Annotated in this window: 18 protein-coding genes; 1 reads left to right on the top strand and 17 read right to left on the bottom strand. The window is 34.5% G+C overall.

The window, feature by feature from the left end; all coding sequences use genetic code 11:
* Positions 1-1,064: 1,064 nt before the first annotated feature.
* From NST85_RS11115 to NST85_RS11045, 15 genes are all read right to left on the bottom strand, one after another.
* Complete coding sequence (locus tag NST85_RS11115) at positions 1,065-2,333, bottom strand: hypothetical protein (protein ID WP_341189305.1); 1,269 nt, start codon at positions 2,331-2,333, stop codon at positions 1,065-1,067.
* Positions 2,334-2,413: 80 nt separating this feature from the next.
* A complete protein-coding gene (locus NST85_RS11110) occupies positions 2,414-6,256 on the bottom strand; it encodes a reverse transcriptase domain-containing protein (protein WP_341189304.1) in 3,843 nt (1,280 codons plus the stop codon).
* Positions 6,257-7,351: 1,095 nt separating this feature from the next.
* Positions 7,352-8,179 (bottom strand): non-homologous end joining protein Ku, encoded by an 828-nt coding sequence (gene ku, locus NST85_RS11105; RefSeq protein ID WP_341189303.1) that lies wholly within the window; start codon positions 8,177-8,179, stop codon positions 7,352-7,354.
* A gap of 272 nt (positions 8,180-8,451) precedes the next feature.
* Positions 8,452-11,394: a UvrD-helicase domain-containing protein gene (locus tag NST85_RS11100; protein WP_341189302.1), complete on the bottom strand. Its 2,943-nt coding sequence runs from the start codon at positions 11,392-11,394 to the stop codon at positions 8,452-8,454.
* 203 nt (positions 11,395-11,597) lie between these two features.
* Positions 11,598-11,957 (bottom strand): hypothetical protein, encoded by a 360-nt coding sequence (locus NST85_RS11095; RefSeq protein WP_341189301.1) that lies wholly within the window; start codon positions 11,955-11,957, stop codon positions 11,598-11,600.
* An 846-nt stretch (positions 11,958-12,803) separates the two neighbouring features.
* Entirely contained in the window at positions 12,804-13,106 is a 303-nt protein-coding gene (locus NST85_RS11090; RefSeq protein ID WP_341189300.1) for a hypothetical protein, read from the bottom strand.
* A 473-nt stretch (positions 13,107-13,579) separates the two neighbouring features.
* The gene (locus NST85_RS11085) at positions 13,580-14,917 is read right to left on the bottom strand and encodes a RelA/SpoT domain-containing protein (protein ID WP_341189299.1); all 1,338 of its coding nucleotides are present in this window, start codon (positions 14,915-14,917) and stop codon (positions 13,580-13,582) included.
* Positions 14,918-15,270: 353 nt separating this feature from the next.
* Positions 15,271-15,411, bottom strand: coding sequence for a hypothetical protein (locus NST85_RS11080; RefSeq protein WP_341189298.1), 141 nt, complete (start codon positions 15,409-15,411; stop codon positions 15,271-15,273).
* Positions 15,412-16,086: 675 nt separating this feature from the next.
* A complete protein-coding gene (locus NST85_RS11075; RefSeq protein ID WP_341189297.1) occupies positions 16,087-16,494 on the bottom strand; it encodes a hypothetical protein in 408 nt (135 codons plus the stop codon).
* A gap of 132 nt (positions 16,495-16,626) precedes the next feature.
* Positions 16,627-16,824 (bottom strand): hypothetical protein, encoded by a 198-nt coding sequence (locus NST85_RS11070; protein ID WP_341189296.1) that lies wholly within the window; start codon positions 16,822-16,824, stop codon positions 16,627-16,629.
* A 392-nt stretch (positions 16,825-17,216) separates the two neighbouring features.
* Positions 17,217-18,686, bottom strand: a complete 1,470-nt coding sequence (locus NST85_RS11065; protein ID WP_341189295.1) for a protein kinase domain-containing protein — start codon at positions 18,684-18,686, stop codon at positions 17,217-17,219.
* A 166-nt stretch (positions 18,687-18,852) separates the two neighbouring features.
* Entirely contained in the window at positions 18,853-19,938 is a 1,086-nt protein-coding gene (locus tag NST85_RS11060) for a phospholipase D-like domain-containing protein (protein WP_341189294.1), read from the bottom strand.
* A gap of 790 nt (positions 19,939-20,728) precedes the next feature.
* On the bottom strand, positions 20,729-20,851 hold the full coding sequence (locus tag NST85_RS11055; protein WP_341189293.1) for a hypothetical protein: 123 nt from the start codon (positions 20,849-20,851) through the stop codon (positions 20,729-20,731).
* A 336-nt stretch (positions 20,852-21,187) separates the two neighbouring features.
* Positions 21,188-22,921: a TniQ family protein gene (locus NST85_RS11050; protein WP_341189292.1), complete on the bottom strand. Its 1,734-nt coding sequence runs from the start codon at positions 22,919-22,921 to the stop codon at positions 21,188-21,190.
* A gap of 5 nt (positions 22,922-22,926) precedes the next feature.
* Positions 22,927-23,250, bottom strand: a complete 324-nt coding sequence (locus NST85_RS11045) for a hypothetical protein (protein WP_341189291.1) — start codon at positions 23,248-23,250, stop codon at positions 22,927-22,929.
* A 150-nt stretch (positions 23,251-23,400) separates the two neighbouring features.
* Between NST85_RS11045 and NST85_RS11040 the strand changes: the two genes are divergently transcribed.
* Positions 23,401-23,742: a helix-turn-helix domain-containing protein gene (locus tag NST85_RS11040; protein WP_341189290.1), complete on the top strand. Its 342-nt coding sequence runs from the start codon at positions 23,401-23,403 to the stop codon at positions 23,740-23,742.
* A 104-nt stretch (positions 23,743-23,846) separates the two neighbouring features.
* Here NST85_RS11040 and NST85_RS11035 read toward each other — a convergent pair whose 3' ends face one another.
* The gene (locus tag NST85_RS11035; RefSeq protein ID WP_341189289.1) at positions 23,847-24,869 is read right to left on the bottom strand and encodes a TniB family NTP-binding protein; all 1,023 of its coding nucleotides are present in this window, start codon (positions 24,867-24,869) and stop codon (positions 23,847-23,849) included.
* On the bottom strand, positions 24,870-26,954 hold the full coding sequence (locus NST85_RS11030; protein ID WP_341189288.1) for a hypothetical protein: 2,085 nt from the start codon (positions 26,952-26,954) through the stop codon (positions 24,870-24,872). It abuts the gene before it with no gap.
* Positions 26,955-26,962 lie beyond the last annotated feature (8 nt).

The following is a 26,962-nucleotide window of genomic DNA, read 5'->3' as shown; positions in this document are numbered from 1 at the left end:
ACGCGAGACTCGACATCTTCTCTTCCCCCTTTGCAGTGCCTTTTTGACGACGCGGCAGGATTCACTTCATGTTGCGGTCTGGGTTGTTGCTCGCCCTGTCTCAGACAGGTACTTTTGTCGATTCGCTTCTACACACAGATTTCGCCATGCACAAGTATCCTAGCTACAAAGGCGGCTTGGCCCCTCCTTTGATTGGACTTTCACCAACTAGATAATGCGTGCTTCTGGGCACGCCGTACTTAAAAAAGGTTTACCGGAAAACACGGCAAACCTTCGTACTTATACAACTATCTTATTGGGTCTTCATACCAGTAGAGCCTGAAGTTCAGATTCTGTTAGAAATTAAGTATATAGATCCTTGTACTTTTCTCGCTCCGCAACAATTTTCTCGCGATCAATTGTCATTACAGAAATCTCCTCTAAAATGACCTCTATTCCAACAAAAAGGGGATTGTAGCTCACGTTTATCAAGTATTCGTTGTCTATAATAATGGTTGTGCCGGATATATTGGTTAATCTTTTTGATAAGAAATATCACCATCTACTAAAAAAGAAATTTGACTAAACACAAATGAAGTAGACGCAGACTACAGCTGGTCTTAGACTGCTGCTGGTTTTATTCCTATACTCTTCCTTATTATTCTTCATATGAGGAACCAACTCGATAGGAATCATATGTTTGGAAATCAATTTTAAAATATTTATTGAATATATCTACTAAGGTAATTAAGTTTCAATTAATATTCCCTTTATCAATTTGTAATATTATGTTATTTAGTAGAAAATAAAAAAAAGAGAAGATAAGTGCATTTTAGCTTGACATCATTTTACCTACATAAAAAAATAAAAAAACCTGATTCGGAAATTTTCGAAGATATAACATATATATCAAATTTTGTATCCCAATACAATTATTGGTTCGTTTCTAAAAGTATACTTGGACATAAAAAACTGTACCTTCAATTGTAAGTTGTGTCTATCAATTGGGGTACAGTACACTAGTAAACGGTTTTTATGGTTTCAAAGTCATTCAATGTCTATTCAATCTTTTACGCAAGGTGCAATTAATTTGAAGATATTCGAACATAATTACTCCAGTTCGCTACTCTTTTCTCTAATGTATTAGTGATCTTTTCACAGTAATAATTCGAAACAGTGAAGTGTAATAATTGTTCGTTTGAGTTGGTCTCTTTTTCAACTATTACATCCTCTGACATACAATGCTCAACTGTACTCCAGTTGTCAATATATTTGTGTCCAGATAAAAAACGATCCCAAACTTGAAGTTCATCACATAACACTGCCAAAAACAGTATCGGGTTATCAGTAAGATTAAATTTAGTATTAGTGAGATTATGGTAGGCCGTAGCCTTACATGCCGGTATTACATGACGAATAAATACTTTTAACGGATATTTATAGTTTTTTGTTAATTCCTCATATAAAGATAGATATTTTTGCTGTGCTTCATTGCATATCCAGTACCAAATAGACGAATATTTTAGTAACATTAAACCGCTTGCTACTCCATGATCCACAACAGTATTTCCTGAATAACCTTTTGTAGCCATAAATAAGGCAAAATCTCGTACAGTCATTTCTTCTATATTAGTTTCCATTAGAGCATCTAGTCCTGAGTTTGTCTTCAGTCCTAAATCAACAAGCCAAGGGATATGATCTAATTGATGTATAATATCTGGCTTCGAATTTATGGTGGAAATAGAAGTGATTTTGTACTTTTCTTCAAACGTTCTCCATAATTCTTCTAGTTTCATACTATTTTCTTCAGATAATACTCCTGCATATCGCTTTATACTATCTAAATTAAATATATTATCAAAGATTGATGCATAAGGTGATTCACCGGCATCTTTTTCTAACTCCTGTGAGAATAGGTAGCCAATATCGTGAAGTAATGAAGCGTATGTCCATTGAAACAAAAACATATGAATTGGATTAGAGCTTTGTATAGAATCATCAATGGGTTTTCTTAAAGATGGAATATTGTCATAGACCCATATACCTAATAAATAGAGGTATAATGTATGGGCAGTATGATCCGTTTGCTTATCATAAGATATTCTTCTTTTAATTTCTAGCGTCGCCACTCCTGATCTTATTGGAACTAGATCGGAAAAATCTGTAAGTTCTAAGATCCTTTCAGCTAATGCCTCCGCTTTTTGTATTCTTTGTATATCAGATCTAGTAATAAAGAACTGTTCTAACTCTTCTGCTAATCGAGGAATCTTTAATCTAAGATACTCTGCAGCCCCCTGCCCTTCTTTCAGATGGTTATATAAGACTTCATTAATAGATCCAATTTTTATTAACATTTGCAACTCCTTTTAAATAATAAGTTGGTTTTACATTCAATATAATAAGAAACTCAACGACAAATATACAGTACATAGTGTTAACAACGGCCAGTATATCCTGCAGGTGAAGTTTTAACTTCTACTGGTGCTTTAGGTTGTTTTGATGATTTAAATATAGTTGGGTCTAGCTCAAAAATACTAATGGCTACTTGATTATTTCCATGAACATGCGCAATTAAGCGATCATGTTTAGTAAACGGTGCTTGTGCTGTTGAACCACCAAACTCGCCTGTATTCGCTAAAATCACAGGTTGATACATATGATAGTGTAGTGCCCCAACCATGTTATCGAAAGTTTGTACATCCTTATTTAAAGCCGCTACTACGAAAATATCTGATACGTCCCGTAAATCAGCCACAAGTGCTAAATCCGTAGCATCGTAACATATTGCACCAGCAACACGAATAGCATCATTGGTACCTCTCTTGAATTTAACTAGTACTTGATAAGGTCTATATCCTTGTATTCCAAGTTCCTTTTCTTCCTTTGTCATATGATATTTTCCTTGTCGAACTTCCACAAACTCTCTACCCGTCCGTCGCTCAGATCTTAGTATCCAAATAGCTTGATTGATTATTTTTTCTTTTGAATGATCATGGATAAACGTCATTCCAGCGAAAATACTTGATTTTGTAGCATCAGATAATCGTCGCAACAACCAAATATCATCAGGATGAATAGATAACTCAGGAAAAACTATCAAATCAACCATATTTGCATTTATTCTTTCTTGAGCATCACACCATGTTTTTAATTTTAACCTAACAAGATTACATACTGAGGCAATATGTGCTTGATGACGTGAACGGAAAGACTCTGTCCAGTGAGTCGGATCTTTATCATTGAAATCATTAAACTTTGGAAGCAATGTTTGAACGATCGCAACCCTAAACATATTATTATCTGTTTCTTGATAACTTATTGTAGGAATTTCATAAACGGGAGTACCAGTTAACTTACCAAAATAATGTAATTGATGATGAATTCGTTCAGTTACAATATTTGAAAGATCCACAGCTGTGTTAATATCATCAAAGTTTACAACCAAATCCCCTTGTATTGTTATTCCAGGCCATTGTAATAAACGGATCAATAACTCACTTATCCATGGTGATACTGGATCTTGGTAACTGTTTAAACCACTTGGAGAATTAACTAATCCAAACCGTCGAGTATACCATGTTGAACGCAATCCTCTATATTTCCCTACATCTTCCCGTGTTAAAAAAGTAGAGATGGTAAAGTCATACTCCCCTGTAAGACATGATCGAAGGATACGACCAAGTCCATATAACCATGGAGGATTCATATTTATCCAGGAAGGTTGCTCGTATAATTTGTCATCAGATGGTTGGAATTCAATTCGAATAGAAAAATAACTATCATTTTTATAATCTAAATGCTGAATTCTTTTCCAATCACTACATTTTACAAATATAGATTTAACAGATAAACCCTTTTCGAGTAATTTTTCAATGCCATTATATGTTAATATTTTATATGCAAGCAACAATAGAGCATTTTCTTGAGTAAAATGATTCTCATTACTTTGAATAATTCGTAACAGAGAAATCTCGTCATTATTAAAAAGGATTAATTTTTGTTTCAAATTAATATCAATTTCCTCTGGAATATATTTTAACCACTCTTTTTTTCGTGCTTTTCTTGAATTGCGAATTTCTTCAAGAAGATCTGGCCTATTCCTTATAAGCATAAAAACTAAGTCCTTTTGCTCTGATTCATTTAATGTATTAATTATTCCTATAAACCAATGCGCAAATCTTTTAGTATCAGTATGCAGTTGTTGGGCCACGAGCATAATAGGAAACCAATCTTTTACTTTTTCTTTTTTCGACTCAACTGGTCGATACAAAATAGCTTGATGTAAAAGTTGATATTCCCCCAGTCCAGACTCAGTTTTACCAACTTTATTCGCTTCCATTGCATCACCTATTGAAGCAAGGAAAAGATAAGCTTGTTGTTTAACGTACCATGGAGAATTTGGCCGTTCATTTAAAACTCGTTTTGCAAAAGATCCTAATTCTTGACGAAACGAATTAATATCTACTGACTCAGGATATTCAACTTTCGGACGATAACCTATATCTACCGCTCCAGAACGAAATAAATCTGCAACAACGTACTCCATAGTTTTCTTTTCAAGGATATCTATTTCATTTTGTTGATTAGGAAAAAGTTTATATTCTAGAGCTTCTAATACTACGTTTAATAATAATTTATCAGGAAACAAATCCAAACCACATTTTAACAATAAAGTTAGAGACGGGTTATTTGCCCAACATCCAATTAATTTTCGAGCTGTTGTTTCAAATTCATGATCAAGCATTTGCCCAGAGGTCACATCTTCAAGAAATTCTTCTTTGCTTCCCAAAGTTTCTTGTAGATCAATCATTCCTCTGCGTAATCTAAGAGACGTAACAATTCTAGTAGCAACAAAACGTTTCAAAGTGTCATCGCGTACGTCGATATTAGGTGTTGATATTCTTGATAATTCTAACCAGTTCATTTTCTCCGAAAGTTCATCTATTAGTTGTTCTGAAGTTTGTAGAAGACCGTCTAGTCCACCTGCCATCTGCTGTAACGAATCAATGTCAGGGGTTCCACTAAGCACACCTTGAAAGAGAGTCATCAGTGACGAGATATTACTTTGGGTGGACATTTGTCTATAGGGTAAGACTTTAGTTTTTTTTTCATTAATTTTCAAACGAACTGTAGAACCTATTTCATCAAGATACTCCTTTAAGTTTTTGGATATAAAATAACTTAATTGTTCCGCGATTGATTCTTGATCAGAATCCTTTGTATCATTCGTTTCTACCACAAGACGCAAATCGTCCACGTAGCGGCAGTAATCACGAAGAATTATCCTAGGGAATTGATCATCTTTTTGTTGAATCTCTTTATTTATTAGCTCACCTATCATATTATCAAAATCAATTAAGTATGCATTAGAAAGAAATCCGCTCGCTACAAGTCCCTGAGGAAGCCCCTTTGGAAGGGTATTCTTCTCAAACACGCCATTCTCAAGCGGTATATTCTCCCAACTCCACTTGAATATATTTTCTAGAATTCCCCAGAATTTATCGTCTGCGTAGTATTCCGATCCTAGTTTATATGTATTAATGTATCTTTCGTAAATAATCTTTATTTGCTTTCGAAGTGCATTAAGATCTATATTATCGAAAAAACCCTTTAAATCGATGGAAACAACAAACATATTTTGATTTGATGTTAATTTTGGAGCGAAATATTGGCAAATCTTTTTAGGGCGCGCCAGAAACAATCTGTAGTCCTCGTAAAATTTTCGATAAGAATGTGAGTTGCCCCATCCAAATTTAGCTTGCTTGCGTTGATTAGGAACTTCTAACCATTCGCAATGCAACCTATTTCCATAGCTGAAAATTCTTTGTTTTTGTGCTTGTAGAAAATCTTCCTCTTCCGAAGGCCCTTGTTCGGATTCTACAGCATTAGCAAAACAAAGCATGGCTGCTGTCGCAAGTGTTTGATCTTTAATGCTTAGATGCGCTAAAGGCCGAAGTTTTTGTTCACTTTCAGGATACCAAGGATTTTCTTGACCTTCGTTAGCATCTTTTTTAAAAACCCAGTGTGAATTTTTCGGTGCCGGTACAATTCGCATTTTATCAGGCTTATATGTTTTTCTTTTAGACAATGCAGCCCATTTTGAAATATTATCTTCGATGTTTATAGTAGAACAATCAAGTTCTAATACATCAGCATACCAGTTATGACGACGAATATACTTCTGCGTCTTTTTCCATGCTTGAGCCAGAACAACAGTATCAGTTAAGTATTCAGCTCGCGGTGCGATGAGGGCATATTTATCTCTTTTTTGGTTCATAACTTTCACCTCTTATTTCTACTTCATGAAATACTCTTTCGATTTATCGACACTTTCTTGAAAATTATAACAAATTGGTAGTATATCTGATAGAGTTATATTTAAGAATGTACATATGAATGTAATAATTAATTATAAAACATTTCCAAAGGGATAAAAATATGCCTAAACAACGTCAACTACTTGAACATTCAGATTTTGAACGAATGAGAGTTTTTAAACAGCCAATCTTTGTCTATTTACAAAATGATTTAATAGGGAAAATGTGATAATTCAATCTCATAATGAGGAACTTGAATTAAGTAATATTGGAGAAAGATACTTTAAGGAGAGTTGTAAATTTTTTAGTAAACGATAGTACTTACTTACCTAAGTTATTGCATTAGGTAGGATATCCGAAAGAAGTAAAAACAATATTTTGAACGTGTATCAAACTTCTCTATCCCTTTTATTGACTAAGCATGAATAAAAGGAAACATGAACTATTACTCTCAAACCTAACGCAGTAGCGAAAACAGTGTGTTATAAGATGCCCCGACATACGTAACATATGTGAATAGTGTAGTTAAATAAAGAAATTATAAATAAAACCAGATTCCAGCATACTAAGGCAATTTTTTCGCTAAGGTTGACAACGTTACTTGAACGTATTAGTTCTGCTGTAGCTTCTAAATACCAATATTCTATAATTCAGAACATTAACTTTTACTAATCTTATTTTATTTCTCCTTTTATTCTCAATTAGTGCCTGAATTTTCGTGTGTTCTTTTCAATAATTTTCGAGGGACTTTTTTTACGGGGAATTAATTAACGTCTTTTTCCGAGCTTTCTAATAAGGTTCCTCCTCATAGTATTCGTGGAAAACAATGATCTTTCCTGCCAGTCACCGCAAACCCAGAAATCCCAGCTCTTTTTGGTAAACCTTAAAAAGAAAAACCCGCGATTTTATGCGGGTATCGTGCGGAGAGAAATCCAAAGACGCGTTCCATCCTATCACTAAACGAGCAACTCTTGAACGACTATATAAATAGTTTAAATAAACAAAGGGAAAGGAATTAACCTGTCCCTCACTTATTTGGATGGATTTATTTAATTTCATGCTGTTTGTTCTTTTTTCTGTTTTCCTTTTGGCTTTATAGTTTTTTTATTCTTGCTTTGATCTAAAGCATCAAGACTAGCCTGAAGAGCCGACATAAGATCTAATACATTATTCTTCTGTTGAATAACCGAATATTGTATTTGATCACCTTGAATTTTTTTGTTGATTACATCGTTTAGTTGATTCCTATAATCATCCTTATATTTCGTAGGCTCAAATGCAACTGAGAGATGTTGCACTATAGATTGCGCCATGTCCAGCTCCTTTGGATCAACAACAGGATCTGTCTGAATATTAGGAACTTCTTGAATTGGCCTGATTTCATCAGAGTAATATAGAGTCTCAAGTACAAGGCAGTTGTTGATGACCCTAATAGCCCCCAGGCTGCTTTTAGCACGAATTGACACCTTACATATACCTATCTTGCTAGTCGTCTTTAAAGCTTCCATTAACAGAGTGTAACCTTTATCAGCCCTGCTATCAGGGGATAGATAATATGTTTTCTGAAAATAAATCGGATCAATTTCATCAATACTTACAAAATCCATAATTTTAATTTCTTTATGTGAATCAGGAAGCAGTTGGTCTAACTCATCTTTTTCAAAAAGGATATATTGGTTCTTCTGAAATTCATAACCCTTAACTAGCTCTTCAGATTTGATATCCTTATTACACTGACTGCACGATTTGAGTAAAGATATTGGTGAGCCACATGTTCGATGAATTTGTTTCATAGTGATATCTTTATCCTCAGTTGCAGCGTGCATCTTTACTGGGAGATATACTAGCCCAAAACTTAATGCACCTTTCCACAATGTATGCATAATGAATCTACCTTTCCAGTTTTAGAATCATCATTTCCTTTTTTAATATGAATTAATCAGCATTAGCAATCACAAGTAATCACTGCTACTTTGGTCCGATAAATCCTTACACTTCAAGTTCTTTAAAATATTTACAACTTATAGAGTCAACGCTTTATGGGTGATGTTTCCTCTGGTGATCTATCCAACCATTTACACAGAACCTAGTTCAATCTGTCGATAATTGATTAAATGGTTTCTGAAACTTTTATTTTAGAGGGTTGATACGATTTTCATTTGGAAAAATGATAATTCTCGGTATATCGGCAATTGTGTTTGTAGTTGGTGCAGCCGTAAAATGGACCTCGGCTTCCTTTTTTATAAACCAAATATCCGCCACATTTCGGGCACGGCTTCGTCTTTTTCAGGATCTCAACATACGAATTGGTGTAATCGCACCCTGGGTAGTTGGTACAACCCAGGAACGTCTTGTTCCCAAGCCTACGTGTCAAATGACCAGTTTTGCATTTGGGACACTTGGGATTCTCGGATATACTTCCTTCATGAGTCACGAGCTGATACGGAACCTTATCCTTTTCGATGAGCTCTTTTAAAAACACAGACATTTTCTGCTCGGACGTTAAGATATAACACGAATTCAGAGTACGCGTTAGAGCCACATAAAATAATCGCCGCTCTTCTGCGAACGAAAAGCGATCTTGATCGGTCAGAACCCAAGACAAGACAGGATCATCTGCGATTTGGTTGGGAAATCCAACCAGGCTATTTTCTCCATTCAGGAGAATTACATGGTCCTTCTCCAGCCCTTTGGATTTATGAACTGTTAAAAAGGAAATCTCTAATTCACGATATTTTGTATACACAATGTAGTCTTTATTTTTATTACATTGAAACTCGGGTTCCTCGTCTAAAAAATTTATATCAAAATTAGTCCGTCCAAGCAGGAGGATTTCCGCAGCTTTGCCATGGTCTTTAACGATTTGCTCGATGGCTGCGCGAAGAGCTGTAATCTTGTCCTTTTGATACCCTAAAATTTGAATCGGTAATGTATTTTTATGACTGGACTTCAACTTTTTCTTTAGCTGTGCTTGGTTTCGCATTACAAATCGTCCCGCCACATCGACTAGCTGCTGTGAGTTACGGTAAGTCTGCTCAATTTTCATTAGTTCAAAGGCCCCAAAATAATCCCCGAAATGGGTGAATAGCTGAAGATCACTGCCCGCAAAGCGAAAGATCGATTGCCAGTCATCGCCCACGCACATGACCTTCGCGTTTGTGCGTTCTCTAATCGCTTGAATAAGTCCAAAACGACTTTTAGAAATGTCCTGGTACTCATCGATAATGATATATCGATACGGAAAATGCAGTTGATGCTTCCTAATGATATCCGTTGCCTGATTGATCATATCCGTAAAATCAATGCTGTGCATCCGCTGTAAGTGATCTTCATAATAGTTGTAAATCGGCCTCACCAAGGAGAGGAACAGTTCCGTTCGACGCTTGATGAACGGAATTTCTGGTTTCGTTTTGTTTTGTTCCATAAACACATCAAACTGGGTTTCTTGATTACCGTTGGACTTAAACAGATTAATGAATGTCGATAAAAGACTCACGAATTCCTTGAAATATTTGTCTTGATCTTGCTGATATACTCTGTTAAAAATGTTAGAATAATCGGCTTCTTGAAATTTCACACCTTTAACGAGTAACTTCTCCCGCAGCTTGTCGAGTAGTATCCCTTGCTTGTTGTAATACGAATAGGTTTCAATCAGTGTCGTTCCTTGCGCCATATGCTGCTGGCGTTTCCACTTCATACCCTCCACATATTTCACTTCTTCAATTTCGCTTAGCCAAGGGGTACCCCCCTCTTCATCTACGCCAAAATGCTCAATGTAAAGATCATAATCGGGTAGATAAAAATCAGGTTTGTACTGGCGATAATACTCCGTTCGTGTATCGAGAGAGTATTCTCGTTCATATTCATAATCCACGGAGTTTAGAAACAGAAAATTCGCAATCAAGGTTTCTTCAAAACTTTTTACGGTTTCTCCAGCAAGGGTTTTCAATTGGGTTCGGTTCTGTCCTGCAGCAAGGTCAGAATATTCTGCTTTAGACATCTTCCCTTTTAAGGTTTCGAAATCTAAGTTACGGTTAAATTCATGGTATTCGCCCAAATTCTCAAATTCTGAATAATCTTTGGGAATGCTGAGGTAATAACCAAAAAACTCAATGAGATACCGAATTTGTTGTCCATGTTCAAAGATATGGTTCTTCATATAATTCTGAATAACATTACTCATTTGTTTCGAATCAAAAATATCAGGTTTAGCTTGATTTACCTTGGCGATGATTTCGAGTCCTAACGCATGGAACGTTTTGGCCGTCACCGGAAGGTGCAGCCGATCATTAATTCGATCCTGCATCACTAGCGCTGACTTATTGGTAAAGGAGATGAGCAGAATGTCTTCAGACTTCACCTGTTTACGCTCTACTAGATATTTCACTTTTGCTGCAATGGTTAAAGTTTTTCCGCTACCTGCACCAGCAAGCACAAGGTTACTGTCCTCATCCGTAACCACCGCGATCCGCTGCTGGGGATCCAGCGACTTTCCGTCGATATTGGAAAGCAGATCATGACTTTCTTGCAACTCCTGCTCTATGTATTCCTTGTTCCAAATGGCTCGGTATTGCATAAGGTCATCATAATACGTAAGACTGACCTTGGTTGATTCGGAGATCCTGCTAATATCCCCTGAATGAAAATATTTAAAAGTGTCTTGATATTCGGCCATCAAGTGCACAAAGGTAGAATACGTGAAAAATCCTCTGCGTATGGTTGCTATTTCCAATAGAAATGAAGCCGCCCTCTGGGTTTGTACTGCGATTTCATGGTTAAGCTCTTCCATCGTAGCATCAATTGTGCTGTAGAGAGTGAGATACTTTACTTTCTGTGAAGAAAATAAAGATAGGATCTTTGCATACTGATTATTGGTATTTAGTTCTGATTGTACTGTTTGAAAGAAACTCTGAAGCAATGGATTTAACGAATAAGGTACATTGTTGGAATAGTATGTATAATCACGATTATTCTTTAGACTCAATACTTGTTCGTTCGAAATATTGAATCGCTGCCTCGCGAAGTCATCCATTAGTTTCTGAAGTTTACCACATAAACCGGAAGTTACCACCATTTGAACTTCTAACAGATTAAGCATTTTGTTCAGTTTCTTCTTTTTAAAATAATTTCTTATCCATCTAATCAAAATTATCACTGTACCCTTCATATGGAATAAAACAAGGAAATACATTGAAAGATGCAACGGGTAATAAGTTCTGTTTACCGATTGTTCGCCTTATACCTCGTATGATAATTTCCCTTTAGCGACTTCTGGCAAATTTACAGAAGTGATTTCGTAACTTATCTCAAAGTCCCTTTGGTGCGTACCATAATAAAACATGGGAGTACAAAGTTATCTTTAAGACTTAACTGTTCAAATTCAAATATTAGAACTGTGCGCTGGTTTTCTTCATAATGTTGAAAATCAAATAACGCTTCAATGTAATTTTCAAAGTCTTTTTTTAGTGTCTTCGGAGTAGGTTTATGGTAAAGGGACAATAAATGCTCTTCCACTAGATGAGAGTGTTCATATTGATTAATCTTACTATCAGACTCATGACTAAGTAAAAGATGAATATATCCATCATATCCTGTAAACTCTTCAATTATCTTAACGTTAGGTTTCATAAAATCATTGCTTTTTAAAATGTCTATTTGCATACAAAAAGTTAAATTCACCTTAATATTCTGATCTTGTTTACTTCCTAAATTCCTTAAAGTAATTGGAATGATACTGTATGAAACAAAAAAACTAAACAAAGCATAATAAGAATTTTTTTATTTCTTCTTCAAATAATAGTATAGCTTCATATATATTAATTTCTTCTTTGGTTCAATTCCGTCTGTTTTTCATCCCAAATAAGTCAAGGATTGTTTATCTTCGCAGTATAGCGAAGAAGTATATTGTGATTTTTCAGAAACTCCGCGAGAAAATTTGGAGCAACAAGCTTTTTTCTTTAGTGAATCTAAAAGAAGCCAAAGTTAAAAGCAGGGACTTACGGGTCAAATACATTAGATTCTACCTTCACTTCGGATCTATCAGAAAGTTTCATATCCGATATTTCTTTAATTATTTCAATTAAAGGTGCTTTTTTCCAAAGGTAAAAATTAGACTCAAATAGATTAATACTAATTGAATTCGTACTACTGGAAATTCTATTTGATCCTTAAAATAAAACTCAATACAAAGATCACTCATTCTTTCATTTTTCATTTCCAAAAATGATCAATCCAGCTTAACAAGCGATTTTCGAAATCTATTCTCGCTTCCTTTTTTCCTTGAGTTGAATATAGCATATATGTATAAATCAATGACTTGGACATTAATTCAAGATTTGTATCAGTAGCATGTTTTCCAATTCGAGATAAATACTTTCCCAAGTTCCTGTATATCATTGCTTCTAATGCTTCTTAATCATTCAATCGTTGAGTTAAGATTTTTTTTTTAATATTAAAGTCGTATTGTCTCCAAAATCCTTATCCGGCTACTCTTTTTATTAATTCAATTCATAGTGTGCTTTGTCTCTTCATTGCAAGTCCCAATAAGGAATAGTTCAAGGTATCCGCATCAGGATAATCTTGAATAAGTAATGTAATCCATTTTCGGATGTTGGGCATCATGAAGCTATTTTTTGATGTTTTGAACTGAACCACCTTTGGCTTTTGATCTTGGTAATACCAAACAATATCCACCAGGTCCAATTGTGTATCAGGTTTAATTTGAACATATTCCCATTCCTCTGAAACGAGAGAATTGACAACAGTTACAACGGCTTGAGCTAAATACCCCAAGCGCCTTCTTTCCCTCACATTGCTTACCTCCCAATTTACGTGGTTTCCTTTTATCTAACTATTGACGTTCTTCCATTTCGCTAATGAATCGCGATGGTTTTGCTTTGCCTTCGAACCCATTTCATTCCGTTCTAATTTTTAGCATAAGATAAGAACTTGCTCTGAGACCGAGTCATGGCACCGTAAAGCCCTCTTTACTCATTTGTACTTTAACTTCATCATCACCGTTTCTTCCAGGAAGAAAGAGCTCTTAAACTGCTACGATAAATACAACTTTATACTCTAACCCTTTAGCAGTATGAAACATGGATATGTCAACTGAGAGTTGGTATTTTACTCTATCAGGTGAATATCATACATAGGTAGTCCAGCTAAATTTGCATAGATTGGTTTGTGGTATAGTCTCTATAAGCTTCCACTAGGTAACTTATTCAATGTGATTTAAATTCAATCAAATGTAAACTAAACTACAAACTAATCTATTATTCACTCTAATCTATTACAATTTTAGGTAAATCCCAGTTTAAATCCCCTACTATTTTGTCCTCAATGCTCTCAAGTTTTTCAACAATTTCTTGACTATACAGAATCGTACTTTGCTCAAATAATTCATTTGCAGTCTTAATTGGTATTGCAATGTCAGTTGTAAAACAAAAATTATAGTTGTATGGTTTTATTTTATATTTAAATTCTTCCTTAGTAAAAATACCTGCGTCATCTATGTTATCAGTGTAGCCGTGACCAGAATGTATCCACCATTGAAGAGTGTTTTTTTTAATAGTCTTTCTTTTTGATAAGACATAAAAATTATCTGCTGTAGACGATTCTATTTTATTAAATATATCCCTCCTTTTATTTTCATATATTTCTTTTAATTTCTCATCATTATCGTTAGAGCCTAACAAAAGTGTTTTATTGAAGAAACTATTAATATCGTGCCCAATAATAAAATCATTCTGTAATGGTTCGCCCAAATATAGTGGTTTTCTTTCGTTAATTACACTAATACTAGAAAGGATTGATTCTTTCTCACTTTTTTCAATTTTCAAACTATTAATTTTTTCTCTTAATAATTTATTTTCTTTGTCTTTGGAATCCATGTCTGTTTGCACTTGAACTAAATTTTCTTTCAGCATATTTAAAAACGAAGCCATCTCATCTGAGCTTCCAACAATTCTATTCAACAAAAGTAAATTTAGTTCAATAATTTTAGGAACCTCTCCATGTGGATACCGCAATAAATGGTCAATTTCCCCATATCCCTCTTCAAAAATAGTTCTGACTTGTATCTCAGCCACCATTTTTTTAGACGTTGGAGAAAACTCAATTAAATAATGAACCGAACGATATCCAGACTTTCTACGGTCAACATTAATATCTAGTTCAGAAAATCTTTCCGTATTATCCCCTGCTCTTACGTTTGCTGTATTCTCAATAACATTCCATGTCTCACTTATGAAATTATGAATCTGTTCCCAGTCCTCTTTGAAAATATGTATTGCCCGAACACCTATTAGGTCGGTTATTTCTTCTTGATAATTACTAACTGAAAAACAAAAATCTTCACCTTTTTGTTCCTTGCGCTGTGGAGTCTTCCTAATCATTTTTTCTACCAGATGTTCAGGATCTTTTAATCTAGATCTCACAGTATGAATTATTTTATTTGACCTAAGTGTCTTTGCAATAAATTCAGCCTGGGCAGTCAATCTATCTTTAATTGATAAAAAATGATCATAAATTTTAACCATTTGATCCCAATCAATAATTTCTTTATACTCCTCAGGTAAATGGTACCTTTCGAAAAATTCATTTTTAGATAAAGGAATCAATTAATCATCTCCATCTTCACTGATCTTCTCGGTTTCTAATAACTCTCCCCGACCTTTACTCCAGTATTATTTTTATCACTGACATCTTTTTAATCAATATTTTAAAATCATACTAATTTAGGGCAGTAAAATATTGTCTTTCGTTTTCAGTACGAAATATGATATTACTGTTAAATCGAGTTGCGCAAGCCTTCTCTTAATATGTGAGCACTTTCCCTTCTTCTTAGGTAATAGTTTACCTTCATTTTTATCCTCATCTATAATGAAATTAATCTCCGCTAACATTTCATGTTTTTAATTAACCAGAGATTGACCAATTAACCTTGAATTAATTATCTTACGTTCGAAATATGTTATAATAATAGACAACTCTTTTGATAAAATTCGCTGGTAAAATACTTTAGTTGATCCATTTTCATTTCACCATCTGGAATGTTAGCTCTTAAGTGAGATTCAGGTTTATTTGCTTCATCTCTAACTGCTTGATCAGCCATTCGTTCGAGTTTCGTGTTTTGACACTTTCACCATTTCATATCCCCAATCGCAATATATTGAGTTATTAATTTAATATAGCGCGTACTTATGCAATAATGATATAAAAAATATTTTCTAAGGGAGAAAACGATGCCTAAACAACGACAACTACTGGTACATTCAGATTTTGAACGAATGAAGGTTTTTAAACAGCCAATCTCTGTCTATTTACAAAGTGAATTAATAGGCGAAAATGTAGTAATTCAAACTCATAATGAGGAAATTGTATTAAGTACCAATGGAGAAAGATACTTTAAGGAAAATTGCAAATTTCTTAGTAAAAGATAGTATATTAAATAACCATGATTTTTCTCTGTATAGGTGCAAATTACCATGAATTTCATCAAACTTATATACCTTATGATGACTTACCATGAATAGCTGGAAATATGACTTATTACTTCAAAGCCTAAAAAAAGAAAGACCTCCAAAACCTTTCAAGCTGCGCTTCGAACTGATAGGATAATTACAGTCCCCTCGTATATTACATTCGCCAGCAACTTACAACATTCTACATCTCGACTGTAAACTCCTTCTCAACAAATCAGGGTACATAGTAGCACAAAAAATCCCAAACTAAATTCTGATGAGGATTTACAATAACTTAGGCTCTGAAATTGAGGGGTTTACTAAAATTAATGAACACCCTTAGGCTGTACCATAAACTTTCGTTCATTACCTTGAACTTGAATATGATCTTCCCATACGAACAACTTCCAGTGTTCACCCTCATTAGGGTTTTTGAGTATGATTTCAAGTGGCATCAACTTCCTTAGTTCCTTAAAATCGATATAGTAGATCTTATTAACCCCTAATCGAACGGCAAGTACAGCAATTTCCGAGTCATCTAGCAACTCGACCTGCTTTGTCGTCAAATCAAACCATCCCTTACCGATTACATGTACTTTCGAATACGGTGTACATACGACAATCTTTTTTCCGCAGCTGTTACCATGATACATGATTTTCTTCCCCTGAATAGTAGATAAGGTGCAGTTAAATTTCTTGCTTAACTCGTTAATTACAAATTCCTTATTGGGCATCCTCTTTACCTCCACTACTATGGTTCCCACCATAGTAACACATAAAAGCGAAGCCTGTACTTAGCATATGAAGGGCTATGTAATACACACTCTTAGTAGCACTTTCATCGAACACCTCGTCCAAATGCTTCTTTATATAGCTTCTTGAATCTCCAACACTGTCTGAATAAAACGGATGGTTTCATTCTCCAACAACTTTGCTTCCTTAAATGACTTTTCAATTAAGCTGCTTTCCCATGACGGTGAAACTGGTGCATCTTCTTTCTCTGCATTTAGATCATCCAGTATTTTTCTAGCCTTTTCATCATTATGGAAATCCCTTAAATCCATAAGCTTGAATATTTAATCACAAGTTACAACCGAATAGAGCATAACAACTGCTGATCTATAATTCTTATGCTCAATTGAACTGACAACTTCGTTAAAATATGACTTAGTTTTATGGTGATATGTTTTTTCAATTGTTTATTAAAACCTTTTTAGCGTATAGTGACCTGGTTCAGAGCATGATCTTGTTCAATTTCTTAATTCCTCCGTCATATATTCTAACCATATCTTTTTAAGCGGAGATCAATCCTCGAAATTAAAACTTAGATATTTATATACCCCTTCAATAAAAATAAAAAGAACAGCAAGATGTGACTCGAGTTAAGAGTCTATCTACTGTTCATCCCTATAAATTGCTGGTTCCATTTAGTAATTAGTGATTTCTACGTTTTTGATTAATCCAGCAACTTATCTAACAAGTTCTTTGCATTGTATCTTATACCAGCACATTCTTCAAGAATGCTTCTTGCAAGCTTTCTTACCTCTAAATCTTCCAAGTTCAAACATAGGTTATACGCGATTTGAGCAAATATATCATAATTATTCCAACCACCATACCCTGTTGCTTCTACATAATTATATGAAATGGACTGTAGTATCTTGACTTGATAACCAATTTCAAATCGCAATACAAGTTCCCAAAATGATGACAATCTGTGCTCGACTATAAAATTGGAGATTCTATCAGTTTCTATTAAATCAAAGATATACTCATGCACCTGTACATCGTAATAACTGTTCAGTATTTTGTTAATGGCACTCTGTTTACTTTCTACCTGATCTTGATTTCTTAAAATACTTTCCACTTCTTTAATAATAAATTGAGCTGAGTCATATCGAAGGTCTTTATTTCGAGAAATACAACGCTCGACAACTGTCTTAAAAATATGATTTGAATCGGAAGCATTATGTGTGAACACATAATCAATTATCTTTCCAATAGAATAAATATCACTTTTTTGATCAAGCTTTGTGAAATCACCTATTGCAAGAGGATCAACAAACAGATGATTATTTTTTTCCGTGATAGATGACTTCATGCTCCGCTCGATAGACAGATCCTTACTTAATCCGAAATCGGATATTACAAAATCATTACTTATCTTCAATATATTCCCTAAGTGTAGGTCTCTGTGAATAATTGACTTTTCATGTGCAAATGCCATTCCCGCTAAGATGTCCATTATTATCTTTAATCTCTCTTCAAAAGACAGATCTATTTCATCTTCCAAATATGTATACAAGTTTTTTTCACATTGTTCCATAAGATATGAATGACTTATGGGATCAAAATCAAATACATTCAATACTGCAGGGCATCCCTGTAACTTTTGTGTATTTTCAAACTCATACTTCATACGTTTTTTTAACTTATCATCACTCTGATATATAGATTTTAATTCCTTTCTTAGAACCCCTTCCCTAACACGAACTATGTTACAGTATGACCCAGAATCAAGGATATCATCTTGCATTACAGATAGATATCCAATATCACGATTAATAACTTTTACGTTGTCCCTCTTCAAAACTTTAGTAACCATTTCAATCATATGATTGCTTTGTTCCTTATTCACTGTAGAATGCTTAAGAATGTTCAGAATATTCTCTAGAACCTGCAAACACTTACCAATAGGAAGGTCACCATACTGTTCTGACAGATATTTGTCATCAACAAATCCAAAACCGCCATTGTGGTCAAAAAAGTCAAAAATATCCAAATAATCAACACTTAAGACGGAGTTATCAAAATACCAATCTAACACTAGACCATAATAATTCCAATTTGATTCGGTTGTTTTATCCTCCCATAACTGCTTCTCAAAGTAGTTCAATATTTTTATATAATTTTGTTCGGATAGCATAACTCTTGCCCCCCCAATCATTTTACAATTTATGGTATTATATAAAAGAGCCGCTACTAAGACATCATTACTGTATTTTTACCGTATATGAACTACCTTTTTAGAACTATTCACCTCAATCATTATAAACCGATTTCCTGTGAATGTTCATATCCTTTCTATTACCCTAAGTGTTATCTATAGTAGCCTGTTGACCTTCAAGCCGCTTTATCTCATTTACTGCTACTTGGAATGAATTTCTCACTTGTTCCAGGTACTTATACAGCTCATTGACTGGCTCTTCTGCTGCTATCGCCAAATCGTAGTGTTTTTCTGCAGCACTATCGACGGCATCTTGAGAAGCATCATTCATGTCTTCGTTATGAACCATCTGTTCTGATAAAATATCTGAAGCATACTCAACTGAATCGAATTCTGCAAGTTCATGAATTGGAGTATCATAATCACAAAGAGCACGAATTGCGTTAAACGAATCTATATCGACCAGATCTGCTACATGTTCCAAACATGCAACCTCACGGAATTCGTTATCCAAATCATCTTCGATCTCATCGAGCACCTCAACCAAACCTTCTAATTCGCTCTTCATCAAAAAAGGATCGTGTATGTTGTAGACCTCCTGATCTTCAAGTGGATGACCAACAGAGGTAAATAGCCCGTCACGAATAACAGACGCTGCACCTTCCAACCTTGAAAGTAGAAAAGAAAGGAGGATCTTCTTATCATCCAACATGCCACCAAAGTAGGGGATGCCTTCATCAATTAATATGGGGAGGAGATACTCACTAATTACTCTAACCAAATCCTTTCCACGGATAAGGACCCCTGTCTCCCTGCTATGATCACTCTCTTCGGAATAATTAGCTGACCCAATGTAAGCGATATTCTCAGTCATAATTACTTTAGAATGGTTGCTGAAGTTGAATGATGTGGCTAAGTTTTCAATGTTTGAAGGATCAAGTCGTTGCGTGTACCGCTCAATACTTTTTGATGCACGTTCACGTGGAGAGTCGCCGTAATACCTTTCGAATCGATTTGGGATATTTGTAATAATACGAACCTCAGCATGGTCAGTCGCAGCTTCAAGTGCGCGAATCAGTTCCTTACGACGTGCTGAAATGTTATATGTTGTTACGAAAATCGACTCTGCATTGGCGAAATCGTCTAGCACCTCTTGAAAGTTGAATTCACCCTTTGAAGTAACGATATCAATTTGACCAGGGATTAATGGGATTATGGTTGTTCTATCCACTTATTTTCATCTCCTTCTTATGTTTGATTAATGAAAGAGTACCCCCTTGGTGTAGAATGTCAAGCCTTTTATCATACTAATAATCCTATATTGATTTACTACTTCCCTGCTTTACCCCTGATCATTTGCAATACATCATCATAGAAAGCTACCTCTATTCCTTTTACCGCCTCGTAATGTTGAAATGCCATTTCAAATGCTGATAAGCACGAATCAGAGAAATGTACCATCACTACATACAAGCCTATCGTTGCGACTGCACTAATTAATAAGAATTTAAGGATACTTCCAATGAATCGAAAAAATTGGTGATCACATTATGCAGTGCTTTGAACACACCCTTCACTGGCGAAATGATGAATGTTTGAGCTGTCCAATTCACTGCCTTACCTACTCTGTTGGATGTAGTAACCATGTCGAATTCGATGAACTTTTCATTTATTGATATGGATTGATCTTTGTAGCTCGCTTAAAGTTTCTCAAAATCGCCTGACAAGGGAATTGAACTGATATTTTGATATCAAGTTAAGCCGGTAGTGCTAACTTATCCTTGAATTTTTATATCCAACAACTCTAGTTTGATAAGGTATTCTAATTCCTAATCAAACTTATCAGTTGAAGTATGACTTATAGCTGTGTCAGGATTTCCAAACACAATGCTCCTTAAACCATAACGAGGATACTACATTTTTACCATGACTGGCGGTTGCATATAAGATTACAGGACACCGTCGATCACTACTAAAGTTTCATCCTTGACTGATGTTGCAATGGTTCCATTCCTTTCAGGCTAACTGACGATTGATATTCCTCTAGCCAAAAATTCAATTAATTTATCCAGAGCAATTTTTGCAACCTCTAATAATTTTTCGTATTTAATCTGTTCATAAACATCTTTAACTTTATATTTCAAATGTGTTTCTAGCAATGAAGTCGTATCGTATTCGAATGATATTCTTTTTAGAAAGCAATTCTTTAGCACTCACAGCATTCTTTCTTAATTTGTCATCTTTATAAGTAACATCAGATAGAATACCTAAATCACAGAGGATTATTTATTTCCAAATGAACGTAGCTATATAGTTTAAATTATTACAAACTCTCCAATGATTTATTATTATTCCCATTTATTTTTAAGCACAAGGTTTCTTACTCACTACGAATCAAAGTTTTTAAAGTTGTTTACTTTTCCACTTATCTCCATATATGCCCCATTTATAATAAACTCTTTTTAGAATCAAAACTTAATTTACTCGAGCTCCTTCATTACTGTTATAACTCCTTTGATTTTTAAGATCGTCTCTTCTTTGAAATAATATCTTTTCCTACCGTCCTTCATTAATAGGGTAAAATCCGCTTGAATATCCTGTTCCTTTAGAATCCTCCAAAGCCTTTTCTCACCAATTTTAAACATCTTCATAACATCACTGAAAAAAAATCCTTTTTCTCTTTGTCGTTCTTTTTTTATTAAATCTAAACAGGACTGAAGTTCGTTTTCCCTATAATAATTATCAGCGAAAGTTCCAAAACTAGTTAAGCGGTAGGGCATTAGCATCCCAGATAAAGTGAATTCGACGATTTTAACAACAGTTAAATTGTTTACGGAATATTTAATAAGCGCATCATGAAATCTTAAAAATGGTGGATCTACTTCTGTTACCATGCTACCACTACAATTTTCGATTAACTTTTTAGCTTCTTGAATATTAAACATCTGGATTGGAGAATTGGCTATCTTAATTGGACTTATGTAGCTTGCCTCGACTAACTTTTGAACAGAAGTTACATTGATTCCTAATAACAATCCTACTTCTTTTTTGGAGATCAAATTTTTCCTTACATTCAAATAATCGTCGAGTTTCGACTTTCCAACCAAATATATATTTGTTCCTGTTGTTAATTTCGTTTCAATTTCGAGTTCATTATAATCACTCAACTCATGAAGCTTGCAATAAGCAATACCTGTATATTGACGGACCTCTTCCCTTCGTACTCGGCTTCTTCTTAATAATAATTCTGGTTCCCTTTTAAAAACGGAAAAATCTTTCCTTACGAAACCTTCATCGATTTGTTTGATAAAATATGAAACATACGCTTTCTTTAGCCATAGAAAAGTAGAATTATTAAAGATAAGTTCAAATTTTTTTAGCCGTTCATATCGTTGCATTTTTTGATTACGAGACAAGAAAACATCAAGAATGTAATAAAATCGTTTTGGAAAATCAAGATACATCCAATAAACATTGGCAAGTGCAATGGCCATCTTCAACCCACTTTTCTCCCCCTGTACACGGTTATAGAAAACCAATAAATTATTTGGTGTAGAACCTGTAAAGTCTTGTGCCCCAATAAGTAGATGAAAACTATGATAGGCTAATTGAAAAAAATGAACTAAATCACATATATCAATAATCGGAAAATTCTTGTCCCGAAACCCTTCTATAATTTGTTTTTGAGATTCCAATAATATGTCATTAACTGTTGATATAATATTTGTTTCTTTGAAACTAAATAAACATCTATTGCAAGAGCCGTTCATGAACGACCCCATACTTATCCGACTGTTGCATTTAGGGCAAGAATCAACTAATAACACATGATGATAGCCACACAAATGAACGGGAAGTATGTTCCAGATAAACTGATGAAAATAGTTCTCTTTTATACAAATAGGGCAATATTTAACTTTGTTTTTCATGATATTTTTTTTATAAAATTCAATTCCAAATTTATTTTGAAGGTAATGACCATTGTGCTTTTCTAGCATGTCAACTTCTTTAAAAACCAGTTCCCCCAACCTCTCCATTGCTTTTCCACTAAATTCATTATTTTGTGATTCATAAACTGACAACCCAAGTCGGGAATTAAGGTGAGAAACAGAGAAATAGCCATTCCAGTGTGCTAAACGATAAAGAAATCCTGAAAGACTCTCGTTGTGATAGATAGAGGGTCGGATAAGAAGTGGCTGATAATGGGATTTCATTATCATTAGCGCCTTTTTGTTCTGTTCTTTAATTGTCGCTTTAGAGATCTAATTACCTCTTGATAGTTTTTATTACTTAACTCATCAGCACCCCCATTTTCTAAAATACGGTATGCTAATGTTAAGCTACCATCATTCAACAATAATAAAATGTACTCATCATCATAGTTATCAATAAAGATCGGAATCTTTCGTGATAAGTAGCTTGCTTGCAAATACCATTGGTCACGTATTGCGATGCTACAGGAATAAATGATTCCATTAAATAATATCCCATTCTCTGTTACTTCTGCTTGATCGGAAGGAAATAAATCAATTAATTTTTCCACTATAATTACCTCCTATTAATCTATTAATATTATTTTCCCCAAAAGATAGATTAATAATACATATAAATAGTAATTTTATTTTAATACTATCTTTTATGTGATGTTTCTATTCAATCATGTTGTCTACACTTTCAAGTAGAGGTGTGGCTAATGTCTGGAACAATTTTAAAATTAATCGGAGAACGTATACGTGATTTACGAAAAGAGAGAGGCCTTTCTCAAGAACAATTAGGAGAGCTGGCTAACCTTCACTATACTTATATCGGTGGAGTAGAGCGAGCTGAAAAAAACATATCCGTATTGAATCTTGCAAAGATTTCGGATGCCTTAAATGTAGGGGTTTATGATCTATTTACTTATACAAGGTTAAGCAGGCAAACAACCGATAAATCAGATGATGTAGAACAGATATTAAATCTTCTTCTCTCGTTAACCCCAAGTAATGTTAGAAAAGCAAAAAACATATTATCGGAAATGTTCGATAAAAATTAAATGGCAGCCACAATTGGCTGCCATTTACCATTTCGTATAGTAAAAACAAATGTACATAGGGCTATAGAGATACTGTTCTTATACATTTAATGTGAATCTCGATTCTAAGAGGACTTCTTTGGTTTCCTTTTTTTAATCATCAGCTTTTCTTTATATCTAGTCATTGCATCCGTTTCACCTCTGATAACTGCCTCTAAGCCAAAGTTAGTATCAGTAAATGGATTAACAACATATGGCCTTGCTACCTGTTTTATTTTCAACATAGCTCTAGCCATATGGGATTCAGTAATTTGATCATCCCCTGCCTTTACAGCAAAGAAAGTCGCATTTTCTAATAGTTTCATTACATAAAAAGGGATCCCCTTTGAAATATAGTAAATTTTATCGGCTTTCCTGGGATCAGCTAAATTAGCAGAATCCGCGAATGGAAGAAGTCCATCTATCTTCTTTAAAAAAATTCGGAAAGTAATAATCTCCTCAGGAGTACCATAGGCAAACGGCTCTAATTCTACTTTATTGCAGAATCTTCGATCCAGTTGCCCATTTCTAATAAAAACCTTATTTGACTCAGGCATTCCACATAATACCACGGCAATTCTTATTTCTTCTGTGAAGGTCTTGACCCAATTAGAAGCCGTTGCTAACACATGATCGGTATCTGCATCAATTAAATGTTGAAATTCATCTAGGATAATCATTTTAATACCTAATGATCTCACAAAATGATGTATACGACTTGTTAACTCACTCTCTGTCCCCTTATGATGAAACGGATCTCCCATAATTTCAAGCACTTTCGATGCAAGCATTCTCGGCGTTGCTTTTGGTGGAACTCGTACATGCAAAATGGGTATACGCGGAAATTCTTTATCCTCCTTTTTCACAATCTCTCTCGGGTAACGATCAGTAAATTCTGTAGTTACCGTACTCTTTCCAACACCGGTAGGTCCAAAAATATATAATCCTTCTGGACTTACAGACCCTTCAGATAAAACTAACATCATTTCCAATTCTTCAAGAAGTTGCTCATATTTAGGGTGGTGGACAATGATGCCTTTGACATGTTCAACACGTCGTTTTATTTCGTCACTATTTTGCGCTACTCCATTTAACCGTTCAAATTCCATTTACTTACCATCCTTTCGTCCTGTACCCCAACTATTAGCAAAAGACTCTAAATCAACATTATCAATATATAACTCTCCTGGTTTAGGGTCCAAAATAATATCATAATTACTATTCTTCACAGATTTTGAAGTTGGTATACTACCTTTATTATCTTGATCTTTAATAATCATAATGTTAATACTTTCAGTAATTCCAGGTATTTGATGGCTGGGGACCCCTTTCATTGCGCTGACTAATGTCTCTTGTGCAGCTTGTTCACGTCTTTTTCTTCTCTTAACTCCTTTGAATTCTAGTTTGCATTCTTCTTGAATTTCCTCAATTGCAAGTCTAGCTCTCCCAAGATGAGCTGTGTCAAATTCATTGAATTCTTTGCCATTTTTATTTGTAAGATAAGCCAATAATTCAGCATGTACAGGATATTCTTTATCTATATTCTTCTTTTCAAGCCCACCATTTTTTATACAAGCTTCAATATATTTCTTGTTGTATTCATCTCTGACATAAACTACCCTCATATCTGAACCATATCGAACACATACTGATCGGCTCTTCCCTTCTCTCTCCAGTCTCTTCCTTAATTCATTTAATTCTTCACTAAAAAAGAAATGGCCCATTAGTTCAATACCTCTCGGGACAATTACACGTGTTGTACTATCAGTAGAGAATATCAATTCTAAATATTCTCGTTTATATGGAAGGCGAGGATGTACCTTCATTTCTATTATCCCAGTTTGCCAAACCTGCTCAGGTACACCTTTAACGTTTTCTCCTCTATTGTAGTTATTAGCAACTAAGTCAACAATCGCAATATAAGCAATATGATATAACCCTTTTATATCCACTGTAGCTTTAGCTTTTGCATTGTACTGCCCTTTCTCATTTGTATTAGAAAAAAGTGAACCTACTAAACCTTGAAATGCCTTATGATTTAAATTTCCGAGTGCTTGTTCTATTGCCCCCTTTTGATGACCAGCTTGTACTTCAGCATAACGAAGGCCTATATTTAATGCAGCACAAACCTCTGCAACTTCTTTAGAATCATTTACCGATGCGTTGTCTAATAAGATAGATTGTGGCACACCATAAGCTGACCATTCATTCTCAACTTTTGGATACTTCTCTTTAAATCCTGTTTTAGGAAGTATACAATGTAATATTAGTTGCTTCCAATCACCAGCATTAGGTTGAGCTTTGAAAATAATATTAAAGCCCATCGGTTCATTAGTAGCTTGATCAACACCATACATAAGAATAGGACGAAAAGTTTCATCCAACTCAAAATCCACAATCAAGCAGTCAATTGGAGTCCAATCGAGCTCTAGAGTTTCTAATGGACGAGTGGCTTTAGTTGTTGAATGTACACCACTATGCTTAAGATTAGCTTGACTCAAACCCATAATTACTTTATCACGCTCGTATGAATCAACATTATTCTTCTGCAATCTTCTAAAAGTAGATTCAGAAATTGTCTTTAGAATTTCTTTTGTATCTCTAGTGATATTTATATCAACCAAATTGCAATCCAAAATATGGTACTGATCTCTTGTAGTTATGTATTCAGCTTGCTTACCATATTTAAAAATAATAGTTGATACTTCTTTCATTACTTCATCAGAGACCCGATGATCCTTTGGTCCCGTTTTTCTTGGGATTAAATCTAATTTGTATCTGCGTTTATACCATAGTTTTACCCATCTATAGAATGATGCTAGAGATAGAGAACCTTTGGGTCGATTCTCAATAGGATAATTCTCTATATATTTCTTTACCTCTGACGGCCGAAGTTCTCCTTTAATAAAGGGCTCTATGACCAAGTATCGTTTGTCCATCACGTCTTTCTCTTCTGAACTATAATCATCTTTGTCATACTCGATTTCAGATTTATCTGCCTTCTCTTGTCTTAAATATAACCTTTTATCACTTCGCCTTTCATTATAAGCGGTCAATAATTCTTTAAGCGAAAATAGCTCTTTACAGTCATAAGCTAAATTTAAAACTTCCAATTCATTATTTCTTTGACGTAGCACTTCATATTCAGTTTCACCAATTTGAAATCGAGTACCGTAAGAAAAATCAGCAAACATCTATTATT

The organism is Paenibacillus sp. FSL K6-2524, assembly GCF_038005525.1.
Taxonomy (GTDB): Bacteria; Bacillota; Bacilli; order Paenibacillales; family Paenibacillaceae; genus Fontibacillus; species Fontibacillus anaericanus.
This window is presented reverse-complemented; position numbering and strand designations above follow the sequence as displayed.

Excerpts from the sequence above, each read along its gene's own strand:
- NST85_RS11035 (WP_341189289.1), bottom strand. The coding sequence starts at position 24,869 with ATGGAATTTGAACGGTTAAATGGAGTAGCGCAAAATAGTGACGAAATA.
- NST85_RS11065 (WP_341189295.1), bottom strand. The coding sequence starts at position 18,686 with ATGCTATCCGAACAAAATTATATAAAAATATTGAACTACTTTGAGAAG.
- NST85_RS11080 (WP_341189298.1), bottom strand. The coding sequence starts at position 15,411 with ATGGCTGATCAAGCAGTTAGAGATGAAGCAAATAAACCTGAATCTCAC.
- NST85_RS11030 (WP_341189288.1), bottom strand. The coding sequence starts at position 26,954 with ATGTTTGCTGATTTTTCTTACGGTACTCGATTTCAAATTGGTGAAACT.
- NST85_RS11070 (WP_341189296.1), bottom strand. The coding sequence starts at position 16,824 with ATGGATTTAAGGGATTTCCATAATGATGAAAAGGCTAGAAAAATACTG.
- NST85_RS11110 (WP_341189304.1), bottom strand. The coding sequence starts at position 6,256 with ATGAACCAAAAAAGAGATAAATATGCCCTCATCGCACCGCGAGCTGAA.
- NST85_RS11040 (WP_341189290.1), top strand. The coding sequence starts at position 23,401 with ATGTCTGGAACAATTTTAAAATTAATCGGAGAACGTATACGTGATTTA.
- ku (WP_341189303.1), bottom strand. The coding sequence starts at position 8,179 with ATGCATACATTGTGGAAAGGTGCATTAAGTTTTGGGCTAGTATATCTC.
- NST85_RS11050 (WP_341189292.1), bottom strand. The coding sequence starts at position 22,921 with ATGAAATCCCATTATCAGCCACTTCTTATCCGACCCTCTATCTATCAC.
- NST85_RS11095 (WP_341189301.1), bottom strand. The coding sequence starts at position 11,957 with ATGCAAATAGACATTTTAAAAAGCAATGATTTTATGAAACCTAACGTT.
- NST85_RS11100 (WP_341189302.1), bottom strand. The coding sequence starts at position 11,394 with ATGCTTAATCTGTTAGAAGTTCAAATGGTGGTAACTTCCGGTTTATGT.
- NST85_RS11075 (WP_341189297.1), bottom strand. The coding sequence starts at position 16,494 with ATGCCCAATAAGGAATTTGTAATTAACGAGTTAAGCAAGAAATTTAAC.
- NST85_RS11115 (WP_341189305.1), bottom strand. The coding sequence starts at position 2,333 with ATGTTAATAAAAATTGGATCTATTAATGAAGTCTTATATAACCATCTG.